This is a genomic window from Mycobacterium shunyiense, from assembly GCF_058270075.1.
This window is the reverse complement of record NZ_JBZDPU010000033.1, coordinates 1-16,743: the sequence shown is the minus strand read 5'-3', so window position 1 is coordinate 16,743 and position 16,743 is coordinate 1. Positions and strand designations below refer to the sequence as shown.

Sequence of the window (16,743 nt, the reverse complement as noted above, 5' to 3'; positions counted from 1 at the left end):
CAACGCGGGTATCCAGTACTTACGGTACCGGCACGCGTGACACAAGCCCGGAACGTCCTTTGCTGCATGGGGGACCTCAGGTTGCGGACCAGGATTGTGCAGGGCTGAGCGTATTAACTACGCAGTCAGTTGCAGCCGAGCTGTGAGGCTTAGCTGTGTTCGCGCGGCTGCGCACTATGTGGTGCGCACGGCTGCGGTGTCGGCGACGGAGGGGTTCGCCGACACCGCACCCTCGGGACCTGTCGCCGACCTTGCGGGTCAGGCGGTGGCCGCCAGCGCCCGCGCATCCTCGTCGGCGAACGTGTCCTCCAACGTCAGTGGCGAGTAGTCGAGGTCGATCTCCTCGAGCGGCCGGCCCCGGGCGCTGCTGATGGTGCCGAACCGGCGCATCCCCTTGTCGGCCGAGTACTGCATGAACTCGTCCTGCACCAAGCCGAACGGAATGTCCGGTGCGTACAGGGCGAATCCCTCCTCGGTGAGTCGCAGCGCCAGCGGGATCAGCTCGTTCATCCGCTCCTCGAACACCGCCCAGTTGGCGTCATCGGCGGCGACGTGACGGCGACAGGTGAACGTGCCCCACGCCATGTGCCGACGCTCGTCGTCCCCGATGCGCCGGACCAGCTCCTGCATCCCGGGCAGGATGCCGCGATCGACGCAAATCTTGTGCCACGCATAGTATCCCGTGAGAGCAAGCATGCCTTCGACGATGTGGTTGTAGGTCACCGAAGCCCGCACCTGGGCAGCCGGCGACGGGTCGGTGTACAACGCATCCAGCGACTGCGGCAGCTCCTCGTAGAACATCTGCCGGTAGGCCGGAAGGTCGTCGAAGTAGTTGTGCAGATCGTCGCCGATACCGACGGCGTCCAGCCACATGCGGAACACCTGGGTGTGTTTGGCCTCCTCGAAGGCGAACTGGGTCAAATACATCTCGTCGCCCAGGCGGCCCTCGGCCCGCATCGCGGACATGAAAGGCTGAATGTCCTTGGTGACAGCCTCCTCCCCGGCGATGAACTCGGCGCACAGGCGGGTGGCGTACTCCCGTTCCCGATCCGTCAGCGCCTCCCAATCCGCTCGGTCGCGGGAGAAATCGATATCGGCAGGATCCCAGAATTTCGCGTTACCACCCGCGAAGAGCTTCAGCGGCAAGCTGTTCCAATTGAGGCCACCTTTGGCCAGCGAACCGAACTGTGTGTGTGACATGAGACCTCCTCAGGTCTGGCGGGCTGGTTGATCGGATGCCGAGAAATTGGGTACCGCGAATGCGGCCGACAACACCCCGACGAGGCGGCGTACGGCCAGGGCCGGTTGCTCAGGGCTGGGCTCATCGAGGCCCAGGATCGGATCCATCCCACGCACGTACGGCGCGAGCGCCAGGTGCGGAAAGATCATCAACATCAGCGACAGCAACGCATCGACGTCGCAGTCGGGCTTCAGGTCGCCGCGCGTTTGCGCATCCCGCACCAGGGGGCGCAGCACATCGAGGTAATGACGGTGGACCACGGCGCGCACGCTGACCCGCGCGTCGGCGTCGACCTCGAAACTGGCGGCGGCGTGCAGCGCCCGCTCCCTGGGGTGATCGGCGAAGTAGGCCACCCAGTCGTCGAGCAGGTCAGGGAGGAATTCGAAGAGCGGGCGGCTCGGATCGAGCTCGCGAATCCGGCCTTCCATGTAGGACCGCACCCGCTGGCTGCCGACATCGGCGATGAACGCGTACAGGTCGCGCTTGTCCGCAAAGTATTGGAAGAGACTGCCTTTCGCGACACCGGCCTTGCGGGCGATGACGTTGAGGCTGCCGCGGGAGTATCCGTGCGCCCCGAATTCCGCCTCGGCGGCCGCGATCACCGCGGCCCGACGAGCGGGATCGACACGTGCCCAGGTGACCGTTGGCATCAGCGCCTCCAGAGTGGATGACCACTGGTCATATTACTGTGATGGCGCTCACAGTCAAGAAGTGCGTACCGCGATCAGGTGATGCGAAACCGGCTCGCCCTCGACCCACCGCTCCACTGACTGCTCGATGAGCAGGTCGTTACCGGTGAGGCGAGTGCGGTGCTGCCGCACATGCTCGTCCCAGGACCGCACCACGAACGCTTCGACGAATACGGCGTCACGCTCGACACTGCGGAACAGCTGCCATTGCGTGGCCCCGGTGCGCTGCCGGGACCGGCCGAGTACACCCATGGCAGCGAAGAACTCGGCCTCATGTTCGGGTTCCACCCGGTAGGACGTCAGTACCAGGACGGGGCCGTCCGGCGGGGCCGGCTCGAACACCAACGCCGGTTCGGGCCAATGCGCCGACGGGGTCAGGTCCAGGTCGCCGGTGCGCGCGTGCAGCGGCCACCACCAGGCCGATACCGCGCAGAACACCAGAAGCCCGGCACTGATCAGCAGGGCCGTCACGGTGCTCGTCGCACCGGCCATCAGCCCCCACACCAGCGAACCGATCGCCTGGCCGCCCATGAACGTCAGCTGATACACCGACAGCCCGCGGGCGCGCACCCACGCAGGCAGGCTCAACTGCATCGAGGCATTGAGCGTCGACAGTGCCAACAGCCAGGACGTGCCCCCGATCACGAGGGCCGCCAGCACGATGCCGAAGTTGTGGACCAGCGCCAGAACCGCAGTGGCTCCGGCGAATCCGACGGCGGCGGCAATCAGCAGGGCGTTCAGGCCGAACGCGTACTGCAGCCGGCCCAGGACGAACGCGCCGAGCACCGCCCCGACTCCGAGCGCGCCCAGCAACAGGCCGTAGCCGGACGAGGACAGCCCGAGCTGCCTGTCGGCGATCACCGCGAGCAGGCCCCACAACGCGCTGCCGGGCGCGATGAACAACACCGCCCGCAGCAGAATCCGCCGGATGATCGGTGAGCTCCGGATGAACCGGCCACCGGCGCTGAGTGCGGCCAACGGCCGCTCGGCGGGCAGCAGGTGTTCGGCGACGGGGCTGCGCCAGAGCAGCAGCACCACGACGATGCCGGCGAAGGAGACCGCGTTGAGCGCGAACACCAGGGTCGGGCCTGACAGCGAGACCAACGCGCCGGCGATCGCCGGTCCGATCGCCCTCGCCCCGTTCATGCTCATACTGCCGAGCGCGGCGGCGGCCGGAATCTGTTCACGTGGAACAAGATCAGGTTGGATCGCCTGCCATGCCGGTGCGGTCAGCGCCTGCCCACAACCGATCAGGAACAGCAGGATCAGCAGCACCGTCGGTGTCGCGAGACCGACACCGGTCAGCGTCGCCAGCGCAGCCACTCCCGCCGCCATTGCACCCTGGGTGGCCAGCAGCAACCTGCGCCGGTCGACCAGGTCGGCGAGCACGCCCGACGGCAGGGCCAACAGCATCACCGGCAGCGTGGTGGCGGTCTGCACCAACGGCACCAGCACCGGGGCACGCGGATCCCCGACCAGCATCCACTGGGCGCCCACCGTCTGCATCCAGGTGCCGAGATTGGAGACGAATTGTGCGATCCACAGCGCTCGGTAGACCGGCGATGCCAACGGCGCCCACGTCGAACCTGCGGTGACGGCCATCTGCATGATCGTGCCAGTGCCACTGGGGCATAGTTGGGACATGGCTGAAGTCCGCAACATTCCCGAAGCCCGACATTACGAGATCACCGTCGACGGCGAACACGCCGGCCTCGCGGCCTATGTCGACTCCGGCGACCAGCGCATCTTCCACCACACCGAAATCGACGACAAGTTCGGCGGCCGCGGCCTGGCAGGCGAGCTGGTCTCCGCGGCACTGACCGATGCGCGTGCCGCCGGCAAACGCATCGTCGCGGTCTGCCCATTTGTCAAGAAGTACGTGCAGAAGCACCACGACTTCGACGACATCCTCGACCCGATCACCCCCGAGGTCATGGCCGCTGTCGAAGCCGACGCCGGGTAGCCGCTAGACCTTGGTGGCAGTCACCAAGAAGGCCGGCATCTGGGTGCGGCCTTCGGGCAAGGCCGCATACAGCTGTGCCGGCCGGATCTCGTCGACCTGCCAGCGGCGTGAGACCACCTCGCGCAATTGATCTTCGGTGAACTGCGTCGGGCCCGGGCCGTCCAGGTCACCGAATGCGCCGGCGCCGAAGGCCAGGATGTAGTACCGCGCACCAGGCGTCGCCGCGCGGTACACGGATTGCAGGTAGCCGTCGCGGAGTTCGGCAGGCAGCGCGTGCAGCAGCCCACTGTCGAAGATCGTCGAGAACCGGCCGTCGTATCCGGTGAACGAGGAGATGTCGGCCTGCGCGAATGTCGCGGTGTCCAGCCATCGCTGACGGGCGGTCTCGGTTGCTGCCGCCACGGCGGTGGGGCTCAGGTCCAGGCCGACGACGTTGTGGCCGCGCGCAGCCAGCGCCAACGCGAGTTCGGCGTGACCACACCCCGCATCGAGAACCTCACCTCGGACCGCGCCGTCGGTGTCGATGATCGCCGCGTACTCCGGTTGCGGTGCACCGATGCTCCAGGCTGGGGTCTGGTCCTGCCGGTAGGCGTCGTCCCAGTCGATCACGTGTGTCATGTCAGGCATCCCTTCATGTCGTTCAAATTTGTACTATATTGACTGTAGGTCGAGATATAGCGAACGGCAAGGCGATACTTCACACTATTGAAATCTGAACTAGTTGTCCGATCGGAGGAATATGACGCGAATGCTCTCCACCGCCGAGGCACGGACCTGGCGGCCCTACATCGAATCCAGCCTGCGTCTGGAGACACTGCTCGACGAGCGCCTCCGGGAGGCCACCGGCCTGAGCTTGATGGACTATCACCTGTTGATGCTGCTGTCCGCCGCTCCCGATCACCGCCTGCGCATGAGCGAACTCGCCGAGAAGATGGTGTTCTCCCGCAGCCGAATCACCTACCAGATCAACTCGATGACCAAGCGCGGTCTGGTGCTGCGGGAACCGGTACCCGAGGATCGCCGCGGCTACCGCGCGGTGCTGACCGCCTCCGGCGCCGAAGTGCTGCGCGACGCCATGCCGCTGCACTCCGAGTCGGTCCGCGAATTGTTCTTCGACCACATCCGACCCGACGAACTCGACTGCATCGAAAGGGTATTCACCCGGCTCCACGACACCCTGCAGCACGACGAGCTGCGACCCGACGAAGAAGGACCGACATCATGAGCTTCACCGCCGCCGAGCTGACCTACCTGCGCGAGCAACCGATCGGACACCTGTGCACCGTCGACCGCAACGGCGCTCCGCAAATCCGTCCCGTCGGTGTCCACGTGAGTCCCGATCAGGAGGGCATCGACATCGGCGGCCACGCCCTCGCGTCGACGCAGAAGTGGCGCAATGTGATTGGCAACCCGCAGGTCGCCTTCATCGTCGACACGGTGCTCTCGGTACGGCCACCAGACGCGCGCGGCATCGAAATCCGTGGCACGGCAACGGCGCTGCCCGGCGCGGGAACCACCGAAGGCGGGCTGTCCGGCGACATCATCCGTATCGCGCCGCGCCGCATCATCAGCTGGGGGCTCGACGGTGCAGGTACCACCGCCCGAGACTGGGCCGAATCCCCACACACAGCGGACTGACGCACCTAGCATCGGGCTCGTGCCGACTGTCAACACCGCCCACGGAGCCATCGATACCACCGACCTCGGCGTCACGCTCATGCACGAGCACGTCTTCATCATGAGCACCGAGCTGACCCAGAACTATCCCGAGTCCTGGGGCGACGAAGCCAGCCGGGAAACCGATGCGATCGCGCGGCTCACGGAACTCAAATCCCACGGTGTCGACACGATCGTCGACCTCACGGTGATCGGCCTCGGCCGCTACATTCCGCGGATCGCCCGGATCGCCGAGGCCACCGACCTGAACATCGTCGTGGCCACGGGCTTCTACACCTACAACGACCTGCCGCTGACCTTCCACTTCAACGCGCCCAAAACCGGCCGTCCGGATCCGATGACCGAGATGTTCGTCCGCGACATCGAGCACGGCATCGCCGATACCGGGATCAAAGCGGCAATCCTCAAGTGCGCCACTGACGAACCGGGCGTCACGCCTGGTGTCGAACGGGTGCTGCGAGCCGTCGCTCAGGCCCACCGACAGACCGGAGTGCCCATCTCGACCCACACCCATGCGGCCAGCCGGAGCGGCCTCGAACAGCAGCGCATCTTCGCCGAGGAGGGCGTCGACCTGTCCCGGGTGATCATCGGCCACTGCGGTGACACCACGGACATCGGCTACCTCGAAGAGCTGATCGCCAACGGGTCCTATATCGGCATGGACCGCTTCGGTGTCGATGTCTTTCTCCCGTTCGAGGAGCGGGTCGCCACGGTGGCGACCATGTGCGAGCGCGGCCACGCCGAGAAGCTGGTGCTCTCGCACGACACCTGGTGTTACTTCGACGCGCTGCCCGACGAGCTGACCACGCAGGCCCTTCCGAACAGCCATTACCTGCACATCCACAACGACGTGTTGCCCGCACTGCGGCAGCGCGGCGTCACCGAGGAGCAGATCACCACGATGCTCGTGGACAACCCACGCCGGATCTTCGAGCGGAAGGGCGGGTACTGAGATGACCGACGCCATCCCGACCATTCCTACGCAGGTCGCCCAGTTGGCAGCGGCCGGTCCTGACCGGCCGGCGGTGACCTGCCAGGGCATCACCCTCGCCAGGGCCGAACTGGATCGATCGACCAATCGACTGGCCCGCGCCTACGCCGAACTCGGTGTGCGACAAGGTGATTACGTCACCGTCAGCCTGCCCAACTCGATCGAATGGGTACAGGCCGTCCTTGCCACCTGGAAACTCGGCGCGGTACCGCAACCCCTGTCGCCCCGGCTGCCGGACGCCGAGTTCGCCGGGATCCTCGCGCTGCGTCCCAGGGCCCTGGTCGTCGGCCGCGACGCGGGCGAAACCCCCTGGGTTCCGGCCGGTTTCACTCCTGATGCCGAGCTGTCCGATGCACCGCTTCCCGAGGCGGTCGCGCCGACGTGGAAGTCGATGGCGTCGGGCGGCAGTACCGGACGCCCGAAGCTGATCGAAGCCGGCGGCGACAGCCGGGTGCCCGCTCTGATCGGTGTGCCCCTGGGCGCCCAGCCCGACGACGTGACGCTGATGTCGGTACCGATGAGCCACAACACCGGTTTCACCACATTCGCCATCGCGCTGTTGCAGGGCCACCACCTGGTGTTGATGCCACGCTTCGATCCAGCCGAGTTCCTGGCGCTGGTCACCGAACACCGCGTGACGTTCCTGACCACGGTGCCCACCATCATGCAACGGCTGCTGCCGGTGTACCGCGCCGACCCGAAAGCCTATGACCTGTCGAGCATTCGGCGGTTCTGGCACGTCGGCGCACCCTGCCCACCTGCGGTCAAGCAGGCCTGGATCGACCTGCTCGGCCCCGAGGCCCTGTGGGAACTGTACGGCGGCACCGAACTGCAGGCGCTCACGTTCATCTCCGGCGAGCAGTGGCTGCGGCATCCGGGATCGGTCGGCGTGGTGGTGGCCGGAGAGATGAAGGTGCTCGACGACGACGGCCAGGAGTGCCCGCCCGGCGTGACCGGTGAGATCTACATGCGGCCCGGACCCGGCAGCGCCCCCACCTACCGCTACGTCGGCAGCACGGCCAAAACCGCGACGGCTGGGACTCACTCGGAGATCTGGGGTATTACGTCGACGACGGGCCCGAGCGGTTCTTCTACCTCAACGACCGGCGGGTGGACATGTTCACCGTCGGCGGCAAGAACGTCTACCCCGCCGAAATCGAAGCCGCGCTGGCGGCCCACCCCGACGTCCTGTCCTGCCTCGTCGTCGGCGTACCGCACGAAGATCTCGGGCAGGTGCCGTACGCGCTCGTGCAGACGTCCGACGGATCGGACCTGAATGCCACGGCGGTGCAGGCATTCCTGCGCGAGCGTCTGTCGGGCTACAAGGTGCCGGGCGACGTCGAGTTCGTCGACACCCCACTGCGTGACGACGCGGGCAAGGCCCGGCGTACCGCGGTGCGCGACGAGGTCATCGCGCGGCTGGAGCCGGCTCGGGCTCGTCGGTGATGGAGCTGTCCAGCGGTGGCACCGGGGTCTGATTCCGGTACTCCCACCGCCGCAGGGCCTCCCGGCACGGTGACTCCACCAGCGCGTAGCTGACCGCGGCCAGCGCGAAACCGAACACCAGCGTCAGAATCAGCACCACCAGCATCTGGCCGTTGAAAAGGAACTCCCCGATCATCGGGAACACCATGGCCAGCGCCGCAAGGTGCCAGACGAACAGCCCGTAGGACCAGCGGCCCAGCGTGACCATCACCTTGTTGCCCAGAATCGGATGCCCGGTGTCGGGGTGGTCGAGGACCAGCGGGGCCAGCAGCGCGCCCGCGACGATCGCACCCATCGCCGTCTTCAACGTCACCTGGCCGACCGAGCCCGGGCGTAGCCCTTCCAGTCCGGCCAGCGGCGAGGCCGCGATCGCGAACGCCACCGCGGCGATGACACCCATCAGCACCCGGCGCCGGGCCAGCCGGTGCACCCAACCGAATGGGCTCACCGTGAGTTCAGCCAGCACCATGCCCGCGGCGAACCAGGAAAAGAACGCCGGCGGCCAGTTCCACGGGTTGAGTCCCGTGGTGCCCGAGAACGGGATGCGCACCCACAACAGGCTCAGCGCCGCCAGCGCGACGATCACGCCGACACGGGCCCGCACCGGCAGCCGCCGCGCGAGCAGCGCCAGCACCGGCAGCGCCAGATAGAAACTGACCTCAACCGACAGGCTCCACATCTGGGTGAGCCCCGCGGTCAGCGTCAGCGGCACGTAGATCTGGGTCAGGGTCAGGTTGGCCAGCCACACCGTCAGATCGGCCTTGGCCTCCGGGAGCAGCAGGATGATCACCACGACGGCCACCACATAGCCGGGCATGATGCGCACGATGCGCGAGCGCAGGTAGTGACCGGTTCGCGGGCGGGGACGCATGCCGCGGGCGGCGGCGGCATGGCCGCGCCACAGCAGGAACCCAGACAATGCGAAGAACACCGCGACTGCCAGGTCGAACCGGCCGAAGAACCGGCCGCTCACCCCGGTGGTGTGCCCGGTCTGAAAGGCGACGTGCGTGAGCACCACACCCATGGCCGCGCAGGCGCGCATGCCTTCGACCGCCGGCAGGAAGCTACGTGTCCCGCCGACCTGAGATTCCGATCCGGTTTCCGGGTCCGGTGCTCCGGTGGCCACGGCGACCAGTGTGCCGCTCGATGGCAACCCCGCCAAACTGCGGGTTAACGCGCCCGCGGGATGTCGCCTGAGTAAGTAATGGCCTTAGATAGTGCTGTTAGGGTCGAACGGGTTTGCCTCACGGCGAGTTGGCCCACACTGAAGGAGGCACGGTTTGAACCGCGCAGTGGCGCTGCGGATAGCGGCATGCGGACTGATGGGGCTGGGTGCAGCCCTGCTCATTGCCGCGCTGTTGCTGACCACCTATACCAAGGGCAAGATCGCCAAGATCCCGCTCAATCTCGATACCAGCCTGGTCAGCGATGGGACCGCGACCGCTTTCGATCCGGAATCGCTGGTGGCCGAGAAGTTCTCGGTCGACCGCAACGTGCCGGTCGCTTTGCAGCAACAGGTCAGTGTGGAATCACCGTCGAACGCCGAAGTGGTGACGCTGCAGGTGGGTAGCACGCTGCGGCGCACGGACCGGCAGAAGGACTCCGGTCTGCTGTTGGCGCTGGTGGACACCGTCACGATGAACCGAAGCACCGCGCTCGCGGTGTCCAGCGACAACAACCCGGGCGGGGCCCTGCAGAAGCCGCGGGCCATCGAGGACGAGAAGCCGCCGACCAACGTCGCGCTGCCGCATGACGGCCTGACCTACCGGTTCCCGTTCGACACCGAGAAGAAGACGTACCCGTTCTTCGACGCGATCGCGCAGAAGGCGTATGACGCGAACTACGACGGCGAAGAAGACGTCAACGGGCTGACCACCTACCGGTTCATCCAGAACGTGGGCTACGACTCCAACGGCAAGCTGGCCGATCCGGTCAAGTACTCCTCGCTCTACGAGGACGACGCCGACAGCTCGGTGACCGCAAGCCCCGAGATGTGGGGCGTGCCCGGCGAACCCGACGAGCGGATCACCATGGACCGCTTCTACGCCGCGCAGCGCACCTTCTGGGTCGACCCCGTGTCGGGCACCATCGTCAAGGCGCAGGACCACGGCTACCAGTACTACGCGCGGGACAAGCTCAAGCCCGAGGTGACCTACGTCGACTACAAGGTCACCTACAACGAGGAGACCGTGGAGTCCCAGGTTGCGGCCGCTCAGGACGAGCGCGACCGCGTGTCACTGTGGACCCGCGTCCTGCCGATCACGTTCACCGCGCTGGGCCTGCTGGCACTCGTCGGTGGCGCCGTGGTGGGATCGTTCGCGATCCGCGCCGAGTCCACGCTGATCGATCCCGGGCTCGACACCGCCGATCACGGCTTCTTCGACACCCAGGGCTTCCAAGTCCCCGGCGCCGAGGCCAAGACCGAGAAGCTACCCGCTCAACGACCATCCGACCTACCACCGGACCGGTGATCTGAGCCTGCGCTCTGCCGTGCTGCCGGCCTACGCGCTGGCACTGTCGTTATCGGTAACCGGGCCCCTGCTGGGGCCCGGTTACCTGCTTTTGCGGGACGCCGTCTCCACGCCCCGCTCCTACCTGACCGATGCGGCGCTCGGCCTGACCGAAGCCGCCCCCCGCGCGTTGCCCCAGGATTTTCTCGTTGCCCTGACGTCGACCGTGCTGGACGGCGGAATCGTGGTGAAGGTTCTGCTCGTGGTGGGCCTGTGGCTGGCCGGCTGGGGCGCCGCTCGCCTGGCCTCCACGGTGATGGACGCCGGGTTGCCAGGTCAGTTCATCGCGGCGACGCTGGCGATCTGGAATCCGTACGTGGCCGAGCGGTTACTGCAGGGGCACTGGAGCCTGCTCGTCGGCTACGGCTGCCTGCCCTGGGTGGCGGTGTGCGTACTCCGGCTGCGGACCAAGCGGGAGACGGGCCCGGTGTGGGGTCTGTTGTTCTGGATCGCGCTGGCCGGTTTGACGCCGACTGGGCTGATGCTGGCCGCCACGGTCGCTCTGGTGTGCGTTGCGGCCCCAGGCGACGGCTGGCGGCGCCTGCGCGTCGCCGCGCTCGCGTTGGGCATCTCAGTGCTGGCGGCGACGCCGTGGCTGGTGGCCGCCGCGGTCGGTGGCACGGTGTCCTCTCCGGTCTCGGCGGCCGGAGTGCATGCATTCGCGGCTCGGGCCGAGCCTGGTCTTTCCACCCTCGGCAGCCTGGCCGGCTTGGGTGGAATCTGGAACGGTGAAGCCGTGCCAAGCTCGCGCACAACACTTTTCGCGGTGGCCGCCACCGTTGTACTGGTCGGCGTCGTCGTGCTCGGCCTGCCCGTGGTGGTGCGCAACCGCGGGGCGGTGCCGCTGCTGATCCTGGCCGTGGCAGCGGTGCTGATCCCGGCCGCGATGGCCACCGGTCCCGGTCTGGCGTTCGTCGACGCGACGATCCGGGCCGTGCCCGGCCTCGGGGTGGTACGCGATGGTCAGAAATGGGTGGCGCTGGCCATGCCGGGCTATGTCGTGGCTGCTGCCGCCGCCCCGGTCACCTTGGGCCGCCTGCGGGTGCCGATGGCCGCGTCGGCCGCGGTGGCCTGTGCGGCGCTGATCGCGGTGCTGCCAGATCTCGCCTGGGGCGTCGGCAACCAGATGCGTGCGGTGCAGTACCCGCCTGGGTGGACCGCCGCAGCGGCCGCCATCAACGCGGATCCCCGACCGGTGGCGGTGTTGCCACCGGACAGTATGCGGTCGTTCTACTGGGCCGGCGCCGCGCCGGTACTCGATCCGCTGCCCCGGTGGCTGCGCGCCGAGGTGCTGTCGACCGGCGATCTGGTGATCGGTGGCCGGGTGGTACCCGGGGAGGGAACGCGGGCCCGTGCGGTGCAGGACCTGCTGCGCTCGGGCGCTGACGGCCGGACAATGGCCGACGCGGGTGTCGGCTGGCTGGTCGTCGAGACCAATGGGGTGCCGGCGGAACTGGATCTTCCGGTGGCTTACCGGGATGGCGATATCGCCCTGTACCGGATCGGCGGCGACCACCCGGCCTCACCTCACCGGGGCGTGTTGATAGCCGCACACCTGGTATGGCTGCTGGCCCTGGTCGGCGGGGCAGTGGGGATGGCGGTCAGTAGGTGGCGAGCCAGAACTTCTTGTTGACTTTGAGCTGACGCTGCATTTTTGCGAGTAGCGGTGTGCGTGGTTTCAAGTCAGCGGGCGCCGCCACGCGTAGTCGGAGTGACCGGTGCGACTACACCAGTCCACTGACGTAGTTGCCCTCGTGCACCGATTCGAGCACCGCCCGCATCGCGTCCGCACTGAGCGTCCAAGAGAATTCGTCGCTGCGGGCCTGCGCCTTGCTGCCCAACTGGACCCGCAGCACCGGGTCGCTCAACAGCTGGTGCAGCCCGGCGACCAGGGCATCACAATCCTCCACCAGCAGCCCGGTGACCCCGTCCACGATCGAGTCGGTCAGCCCGCCCGATGCGCGATAACCGATGGTCGGCACCCCGTGCTGAGCGGCCTCGGTGACGGCGAGTCCCCAGCCTTCTTTCCGTGACGGCAGCACATGCACCCAACTCTGCTGCAGCACACGGTGTTTGGTCTCTTCGTCGACGTGGCCGTGGAACGTCACCGAATCGGAGATGCCAAGCAGTTCGGCGTGTTCGACCAGCCGTTTCCGCCACCAGCCGCCGCCCAGGATGTCCAGGTGCAGCCCGGGAATCTTGGTGCGCAGTGTCGCGACAGCTTCGAGGGCGTCCTCGATCTGCTTGTGGGGCACCAGCCGGGACAGCACCACGAGGCGCGGACTGGTCGACCGCGGCAGCTCGAGGGTGGGGCCGGGAGCCTCGTCAAGCCCGTTGCGCACCACGGCGATCCGGCCCGAATCGACCCCGAGCTCGTTGAGATCGCGGGCCGAGGGCAGGGAGACGGTGACGTACTGGTTGCGACGGTGCAGCCGCGGGGACAGTTTGGACTCGACGAACCAGCCGATGCGGCCCTTCATCGGGCCCGCCACGGGCCACAGTTCCCGGTGACAGTGGTGCACGAGCACCGCCACCCGACGGCCGAACGCCAGCCGGGCCAGGAACGGCAGCCCGTTCTGGGTGTCGATGACGACATCCGGCCGGACCTTGCGCAGCGGCCCGAGACCGACGCGGGAGGCCACCATGGACAGCCCGGCCCAGATGTACACGCTGTAGGGCCCGCCGGCCCGGTTGATCTGTACCCCGTCGACCACCTCGCGCCGAGCCGCACCCGGGTACCGCGCTGTGCGCAACGTGACGTCCATGCCGCCGTCGGCCAGGCACGCGCCGATCCGCTGTAGATAGGCCTCGCTGCCGCCGCCCTGGGGATGCCCGGTATCGCGCCAGCAGAGCAGCAGGACGCTCCGCAGGCGAGGGTCGGGACGGGCAGACATCGTGTTGAGAGTACCGGTCAGTAGGTTGGGCAGGTGCAGCCCAGCGACATCTCCGCGCGCTTCGCCCGCCGGGCAACCCTGAACAGGTCCGTGCGCCTATTGGCCCAGTTCCGGTTCGAGCAGACCGAACCGGCCCGCTTCTACGGCGCGCTGGCCGCCGATACCGTCGACCTGGTCACCGATCTGTGGTCGGGCGCCACCGGTGAATCTCCTTCTGGGCGCACCGTGCTCGACGTCGGCGGCGGACCCGGCTACTTCGCCTCGGCATTCGATGCGGCGGGCATGGACTACATCGGGGTGGAACCGGACCCCCGGGAAATGCATGCGGGACCAGCCGCGGACGCTCCCGAAGGCACCTTCGTCCGGGCCTCCGGGATGGCACTGCCGTTCGCCGACGACAGCGTCGACATCTGCCTCTCCTCCAATGTCGCCGAGCATGTGCCGCACCCGTGGCGGTTGGGCAACGAGATGTTGCGGGTCACGAAGCCGGGTGGGCTGGCGGTGTTGTCCTACACGGTGTGGCTGGGTCCGTTCGGCGGCCATGAGATGGGGCTGACGCACTATCTGGGCGGAGCCCGGGCGGCCGAGCGCTACGCCCGCAAACACGGTCACCGACCCAAGAACGACTACGGCTCGTCGTTGTTCGCGGTGTCAGCGGCCGATGGTCTGCAGTGGGCCGCCAGCACGGGCGCGCTGATCGCCGCATTTCCCCGCTACCACCCACGATGGGCCTGGTGGATGACCTCGGTGCCAGGGTTGCGGGAGTTCCTGGTGAGCAATCTGGTTCTGGTTCTTCGGCCGCCCTAACCCGTCCACTGGAACAGGTTCTCGTTTTTCTGGGAAATCTAGGTAATGTGACGGCCATGACACAAAGCGCAGCCGCCATAAGGACGGAATTCGACAAACTGTTCATCGGCGGCCACTGGGTGGAGCCCTCGACCTCCGAGGTCATCGAGGTCTTCTCCCCCGCGACCGGCGAGAAGGTCGGCCAGGTCCCGCTCGCCGCCGAGGCCGACGTCAACGCCGCGTGCGCCGCGGCCCGCAAAGCCTTCGACGAGGGCCCGTGGCCCCACATGTCGCCCGAGGAGCGCCAGGCCGTGCTGGCCAAGGCCGTCGAGCTCATCAACGAGCGGGCCGAGGACTTCAAGCACCTGCTGAAGCTGGAAACCGGCCAGCCGCCGACCATCGTCGACATGATGCAGTTCGGCGCGGGTGTGTCGAGCCTGCAGTACTACGCCGGCGCAGCCGACAAGTACGACTGGAAGGACATCCGCGACGGCATCTACGGCCAGACCCTGGTCATCAAGGAGCCGATCGGTGTTGTGGGCGCCGTCATCGCCTGGAACGTGCCGTTCTTCCTGGCCTGCAACAAGTTGGGCCCGGCCCTGCTCGCGGGCTGCACCGTCGTGCTCAAGCCGGCGGGTGAGACCCCGCTGACCACCAACCTGTTCGCCGAGGTGCTCGCCGAGGCCGGCCTGCCCGAAGGTGTGCTGTCGGTGGTGCCGGGCGGCCCGGAGACCGGTCGCGCCCTGACCGCCAACCCCGAGCTGGACAAGTTCACCTTCACCGGCTCCAGCGGCGTCGGCAAGGAGATCGGCAAGATCGCCGCCGAGAAGCTCAAGCCCTGCACGCTGGAACTCGGCGGCAAGTCCGCGGCGATCATCCTCGAGGACGCCGATGTGGACTCGACCCTGCCGATGCTGGTGTTCTCCGGCCTGATGAACTGCGGGCAGGCCTGTGTGGGCCAGACCCGCATCCTGGCACCGCGGTCGCGCTACGACGAGGTTGTCGAGAAGCTCTCGGCCGCCGTCGCCGCCATGCCCGTCGGCCTGCCCGACGACCCGGCCTCGATGATCGGCCCGCTGATCTCGGAGAAGCAGCGTGACCGCGTCGAGGGCTACATCAAGAAGGGCGTCGAAGAGGGTGCCCGCATCGTCACCGGCGGTGGCCGCCCCGAGGGACTGGATTCGGGCTGGTTCGTGCAGCCGACCGTCTTCGCCGACGTCGACAACTCGATGACGATCGCCCAGGAGGAGATCTTCGGGCCGGTGCTCGTGGTGATCCCGTTCGACACCGAGGAAGACGCGGTGCGCATCGCCAACGACTCGCCGTACGGCCTGGCCGGCAGCGTGTACACCACGGACTTCCCGAAGGCTGTCGAGATCGCCTCCAAGATCCGCACCGGCACCTACGCGGTGAACATGTACGCCTTCGATCCGGGCGCCCCGTTCGGCGGGTTCAAGAACTCGGGCATCGGCCGCGAGAATGGCCCCGAGGGCATCGACGCCTACACCCAGGCCAAGAGCGTGCTGCTGCCGTTCGGCTACACCCCGGAGTAAAACTCCACGAGAGTTCTCTGCGCGAGCAGACGTAAAACTGCCCCAAAACTGAAGTGGTCCCCGAAAGTTGGACACTGACGTTTGGAGCTTAAGCGGCAAGGGCCTGGGCTCGGTATTGGACCGGGCTCAGGCCCTTGAGTTTTGTCGAGATTCGTTCGGTGTTGTACCAGTGGATGTAGGTGTCAAGGGCAGCAGTGAAGTCCTCGACAGTGTCGAACCGGTTGTGGTGGAACATTTCTGACTTCAGGTGACCGAAGAAGTTCTCGATGACCGCGTTGTCATAGCAGTTGGCTTTCCGCGACATCGACTGCACCACCTCAGCGTCGCCGAGCAACTTGCGCCAGGACCAATGCCGGTATTGGAAGCCCTGATCGGAGTGCACCAGCGGACATTCACCCGGTTCCAAGGTGGCGATCGCCGCGGTCAGTGAGGTGTTGGTCAACTCCACATTCGGGCTCATCGACCACGCGTAAGCCACCACCGACCGGTCGAACAAATCGAGCACCGGGGACAGATAAACCTTGCGATCGGTGATGCGGAACTCGGTCACGTCGGTGACCCACTTCTGATTCGGCGCGGCAGCGGTGAACTCGCGGTTGAGAAGATTTTCGGCGACCTGACCGGGCCCGCCGGTGTAGGAGTTGTAGCGCCGGCGGCGCCGCACCCGGCAGATCAGCGCCAGCTCGCGCATCACCGCCAGCACGGTCTTTTTTGCCACCACGAACCCCTGCTTGGTCAGCACCGTGTGGATGCGGCGGTGCCCGTAGCGGCCGTGGGCGGCCTTGAATGCCTCGGTGATCGCGGTCTTGAGGTCCGCGCGCGCCTCCGGCGCCTCGGGTTTGCCCTGGTGGTAGTAGAACGTCGAGCGCGCCAGTCCCGCGACCTCCAGCAGCACCGGCAACCGATGATCAGCCCTGAGAGCGGCGACAGCGGCGGCTTTCACCGCCGTTCGTGC

At 67.0% G+C, this 16,743-nt stretch carries 15 protein-coding genes and 1 pseudogene; 9 read left to right on the top strand and 7 right to left on the bottom strand.

From position 1 onward, the window contains the following. Window positions 1-258 precede the first annotated feature (258 nt). From AC4ELH_RS28750 to AC4ELH_RS28740, 3 genes are read right to left on the bottom strand one after another with little or no spacing between them, the layout of a single operon-like run. Window positions 259-1,200, bottom strand: a complete 942-nt coding sequence (locus tag AC4ELH_RS28750; RefSeq protein ID WP_055119657.1) for a R2-like ligand-binding oxidase — start codon at window positions 1,198-1,200, stop codon at window positions 259-261. Window positions 1,201-1,209: 9 nt separating this feature from the next. Next, complete coding sequence (locus tag AC4ELH_RS28745) at window positions 1,210-1,890, bottom strand: TetR/AcrR family transcriptional regulator (RefSeq protein ID WP_064882121.1); 681 nt, start codon at window positions 1,888-1,890, stop codon at window positions 1,210-1,212. A 54-nt stretch (window positions 1,891-1,944) separates the two neighbouring features. Then, the gene (locus tag AC4ELH_RS28740) at window positions 1,945-3,537 is read right to left on the bottom strand and encodes an MFS transporter (RefSeq protein ID WP_498888211.1); all 1,593 of its coding nucleotides are present in this window, start codon (window positions 3,535-3,537) and stop codon (window positions 1,945-1,947) included. Window positions 3,538-3,571: 34 nt separating this feature from the next. Between AC4ELH_RS28740 and AC4ELH_RS28735 the strand changes: the two genes are divergently transcribed. Next, the gene (locus tag AC4ELH_RS28735; protein WP_064882187.1) at window positions 3,572-3,892 is read left to right on the top strand and encodes a GNAT family N-acetyltransferase; all 321 of its coding nucleotides are present in this window, start codon (window positions 3,572-3,574) and stop codon (window positions 3,890-3,892) included. Window positions 3,893-3,895: 3 nt separating this feature from the next. Here the strand turns inward: AC4ELH_RS28735 and AC4ELH_RS28730 are convergent, their stop codons facing one another. After that, window positions 3,896-4,510 carry a class I SAM-dependent methyltransferase gene (locus tag AC4ELH_RS28730; protein WP_498888208.1) on the bottom strand — a complete coding sequence of 205 codons (615 nt, stop codon included), beginning with the start codon at window positions 4,508-4,510 and terminating at the stop codon, window positions 3,896-3,898. Window positions 4,511-4,631: 121 nt separating this feature from the next. On the opposite strand from AC4ELH_RS28730, the gene AC4ELH_RS28725 reads away from it, so the two are divergent. The 4 genes and pseudogenes from AC4ELH_RS28725 to AC4ELH_RS28710 all read left to right on the top strand — a co-directional run bounded on the left by AC4ELH_RS28725 (window position 4,632) and on the right by AC4ELH_RS28710 (window position 8,006). Beyond that, on the top strand, window positions 4,632-5,117 hold the full coding sequence (locus AC4ELH_RS28725; RefSeq protein WP_110777168.1) for a MarR family transcriptional regulator: 486 nt from the start codon (window positions 4,632-4,634) through the stop codon (window positions 5,115-5,117). Beyond that, the gene (locus tag AC4ELH_RS28720) at window positions 5,114-5,530 is read left to right on the top strand and encodes a PPOX class F420-dependent oxidoreductase (RefSeq protein ID WP_498888206.1); all 417 of its coding nucleotides are present in this window, start codon (window positions 5,114-5,116) and stop codon (window positions 5,528-5,530) included. Before AC4ELH_RS28725 ends, AC4ELH_RS28720 begins: the two co-directional genes overlap by 4 nt. Before the next feature lie 19 nt (window positions 5,531-5,549). Next, window positions 5,550-6,521: a phosphotriesterase family protein gene (locus AC4ELH_RS28715; protein ID WP_498888204.1), complete on the top strand. Its 972-nt coding sequence runs from the start codon at window positions 5,550-5,552 to the stop codon at window positions 6,519-6,521. Between the two features lies 1 nt (window position 6,522). Then, window positions 6,523-8,006 (top strand): annotated as a pseudogene (locus tag AC4ELH_RS28710) (AMP-binding protein). Here the strand turns inward: AC4ELH_RS28710 and AC4ELH_RS28705 are convergent. After that, window positions 7,969-9,087 carry an acyltransferase family protein gene (locus AC4ELH_RS28705; RefSeq protein WP_498888248.1) on the bottom strand — a complete coding sequence of 373 codons (1,119 nt, stop codon included), beginning with the start codon at window positions 9,085-9,087 and terminating at the stop codon, window positions 7,969-7,971. The pseudogene AC4ELH_RS28710 and the gene AC4ELH_RS28705 overlap by 38 nt on opposite strands. Window positions 9,088-9,325: 238 nt before the next feature. On the opposite strand from AC4ELH_RS28705, the gene pgfA reads away from it, so the two are divergent. Together pgfA and AC4ELH_RS28695 are read left to right on the top strand one after the other, a co-directional pair. Further along, complete coding sequence (gene pgfA / locus AC4ELH_RS28700) at window positions 9,326-10,516, top strand: cell envelope lipid trafficking protein PgfA (RefSeq protein ID WP_064957871.1); 1,191 nt, start codon at window positions 9,326-9,328, stop codon at window positions 10,514-10,516. Window positions 10,517-10,535: 19 nt separating this feature from the next. Next, a complete protein-coding gene (locus AC4ELH_RS28695; RefSeq protein WP_498888202.1) occupies window positions 10,536-12,188 on the top strand; it encodes an MmpA family trehalose lipid delivery protein in 1,653 nt (550 codons plus the stop codon). 91 nt (window positions 12,189-12,279) lie between these two features. Here AC4ELH_RS28695 and AC4ELH_RS28690 read toward each other — a convergent pair whose 3' ends face one another. Further along, window positions 12,280-13,449 (bottom strand): glycosyltransferase family 4 protein, encoded by a 1,170-nt coding sequence (locus tag AC4ELH_RS28690; RefSeq protein WP_498888200.1) that lies wholly within the window; start codon window positions 13,447-13,449, stop codon window positions 12,280-12,282. 48 nt (window positions 13,450-13,497) lie between these two features. On the opposite strand from AC4ELH_RS28690, the gene AC4ELH_RS28685 reads away from it, so the two are divergent. Together AC4ELH_RS28685 and AC4ELH_RS28680 are read left to right on the top strand one after the other, a co-directional pair. Beyond that, the gene (locus AC4ELH_RS28685) at window positions 13,498-14,256 is read left to right on the top strand and encodes a class I SAM-dependent methyltransferase (protein ID WP_498888246.1); all 759 of its coding nucleotides are present in this window, start codon (window positions 13,498-13,500) and stop codon (window positions 14,254-14,256) included. Window positions 14,257-14,312: 56 nt separating this feature from the next. Next, window positions 14,313-15,788: an aldehyde dehydrogenase gene (locus AC4ELH_RS28680; RefSeq protein WP_498888198.1), complete on the top strand. Its 1,476-nt coding sequence runs from the start codon at window positions 14,313-14,315 to the stop codon at window positions 15,786-15,788. An 88-nt stretch (window positions 15,789-15,876) separates the two neighbouring features. Here the strand turns inward: AC4ELH_RS28680 and AC4ELH_RS28675 are convergent. Next, window positions 15,877-16,743: IS3 family transposase (locus tag AC4ELH_RS28675; protein WP_498888196.1), on the bottom strand; the 867-nt coding region annotated here is incomplete at its 5' end.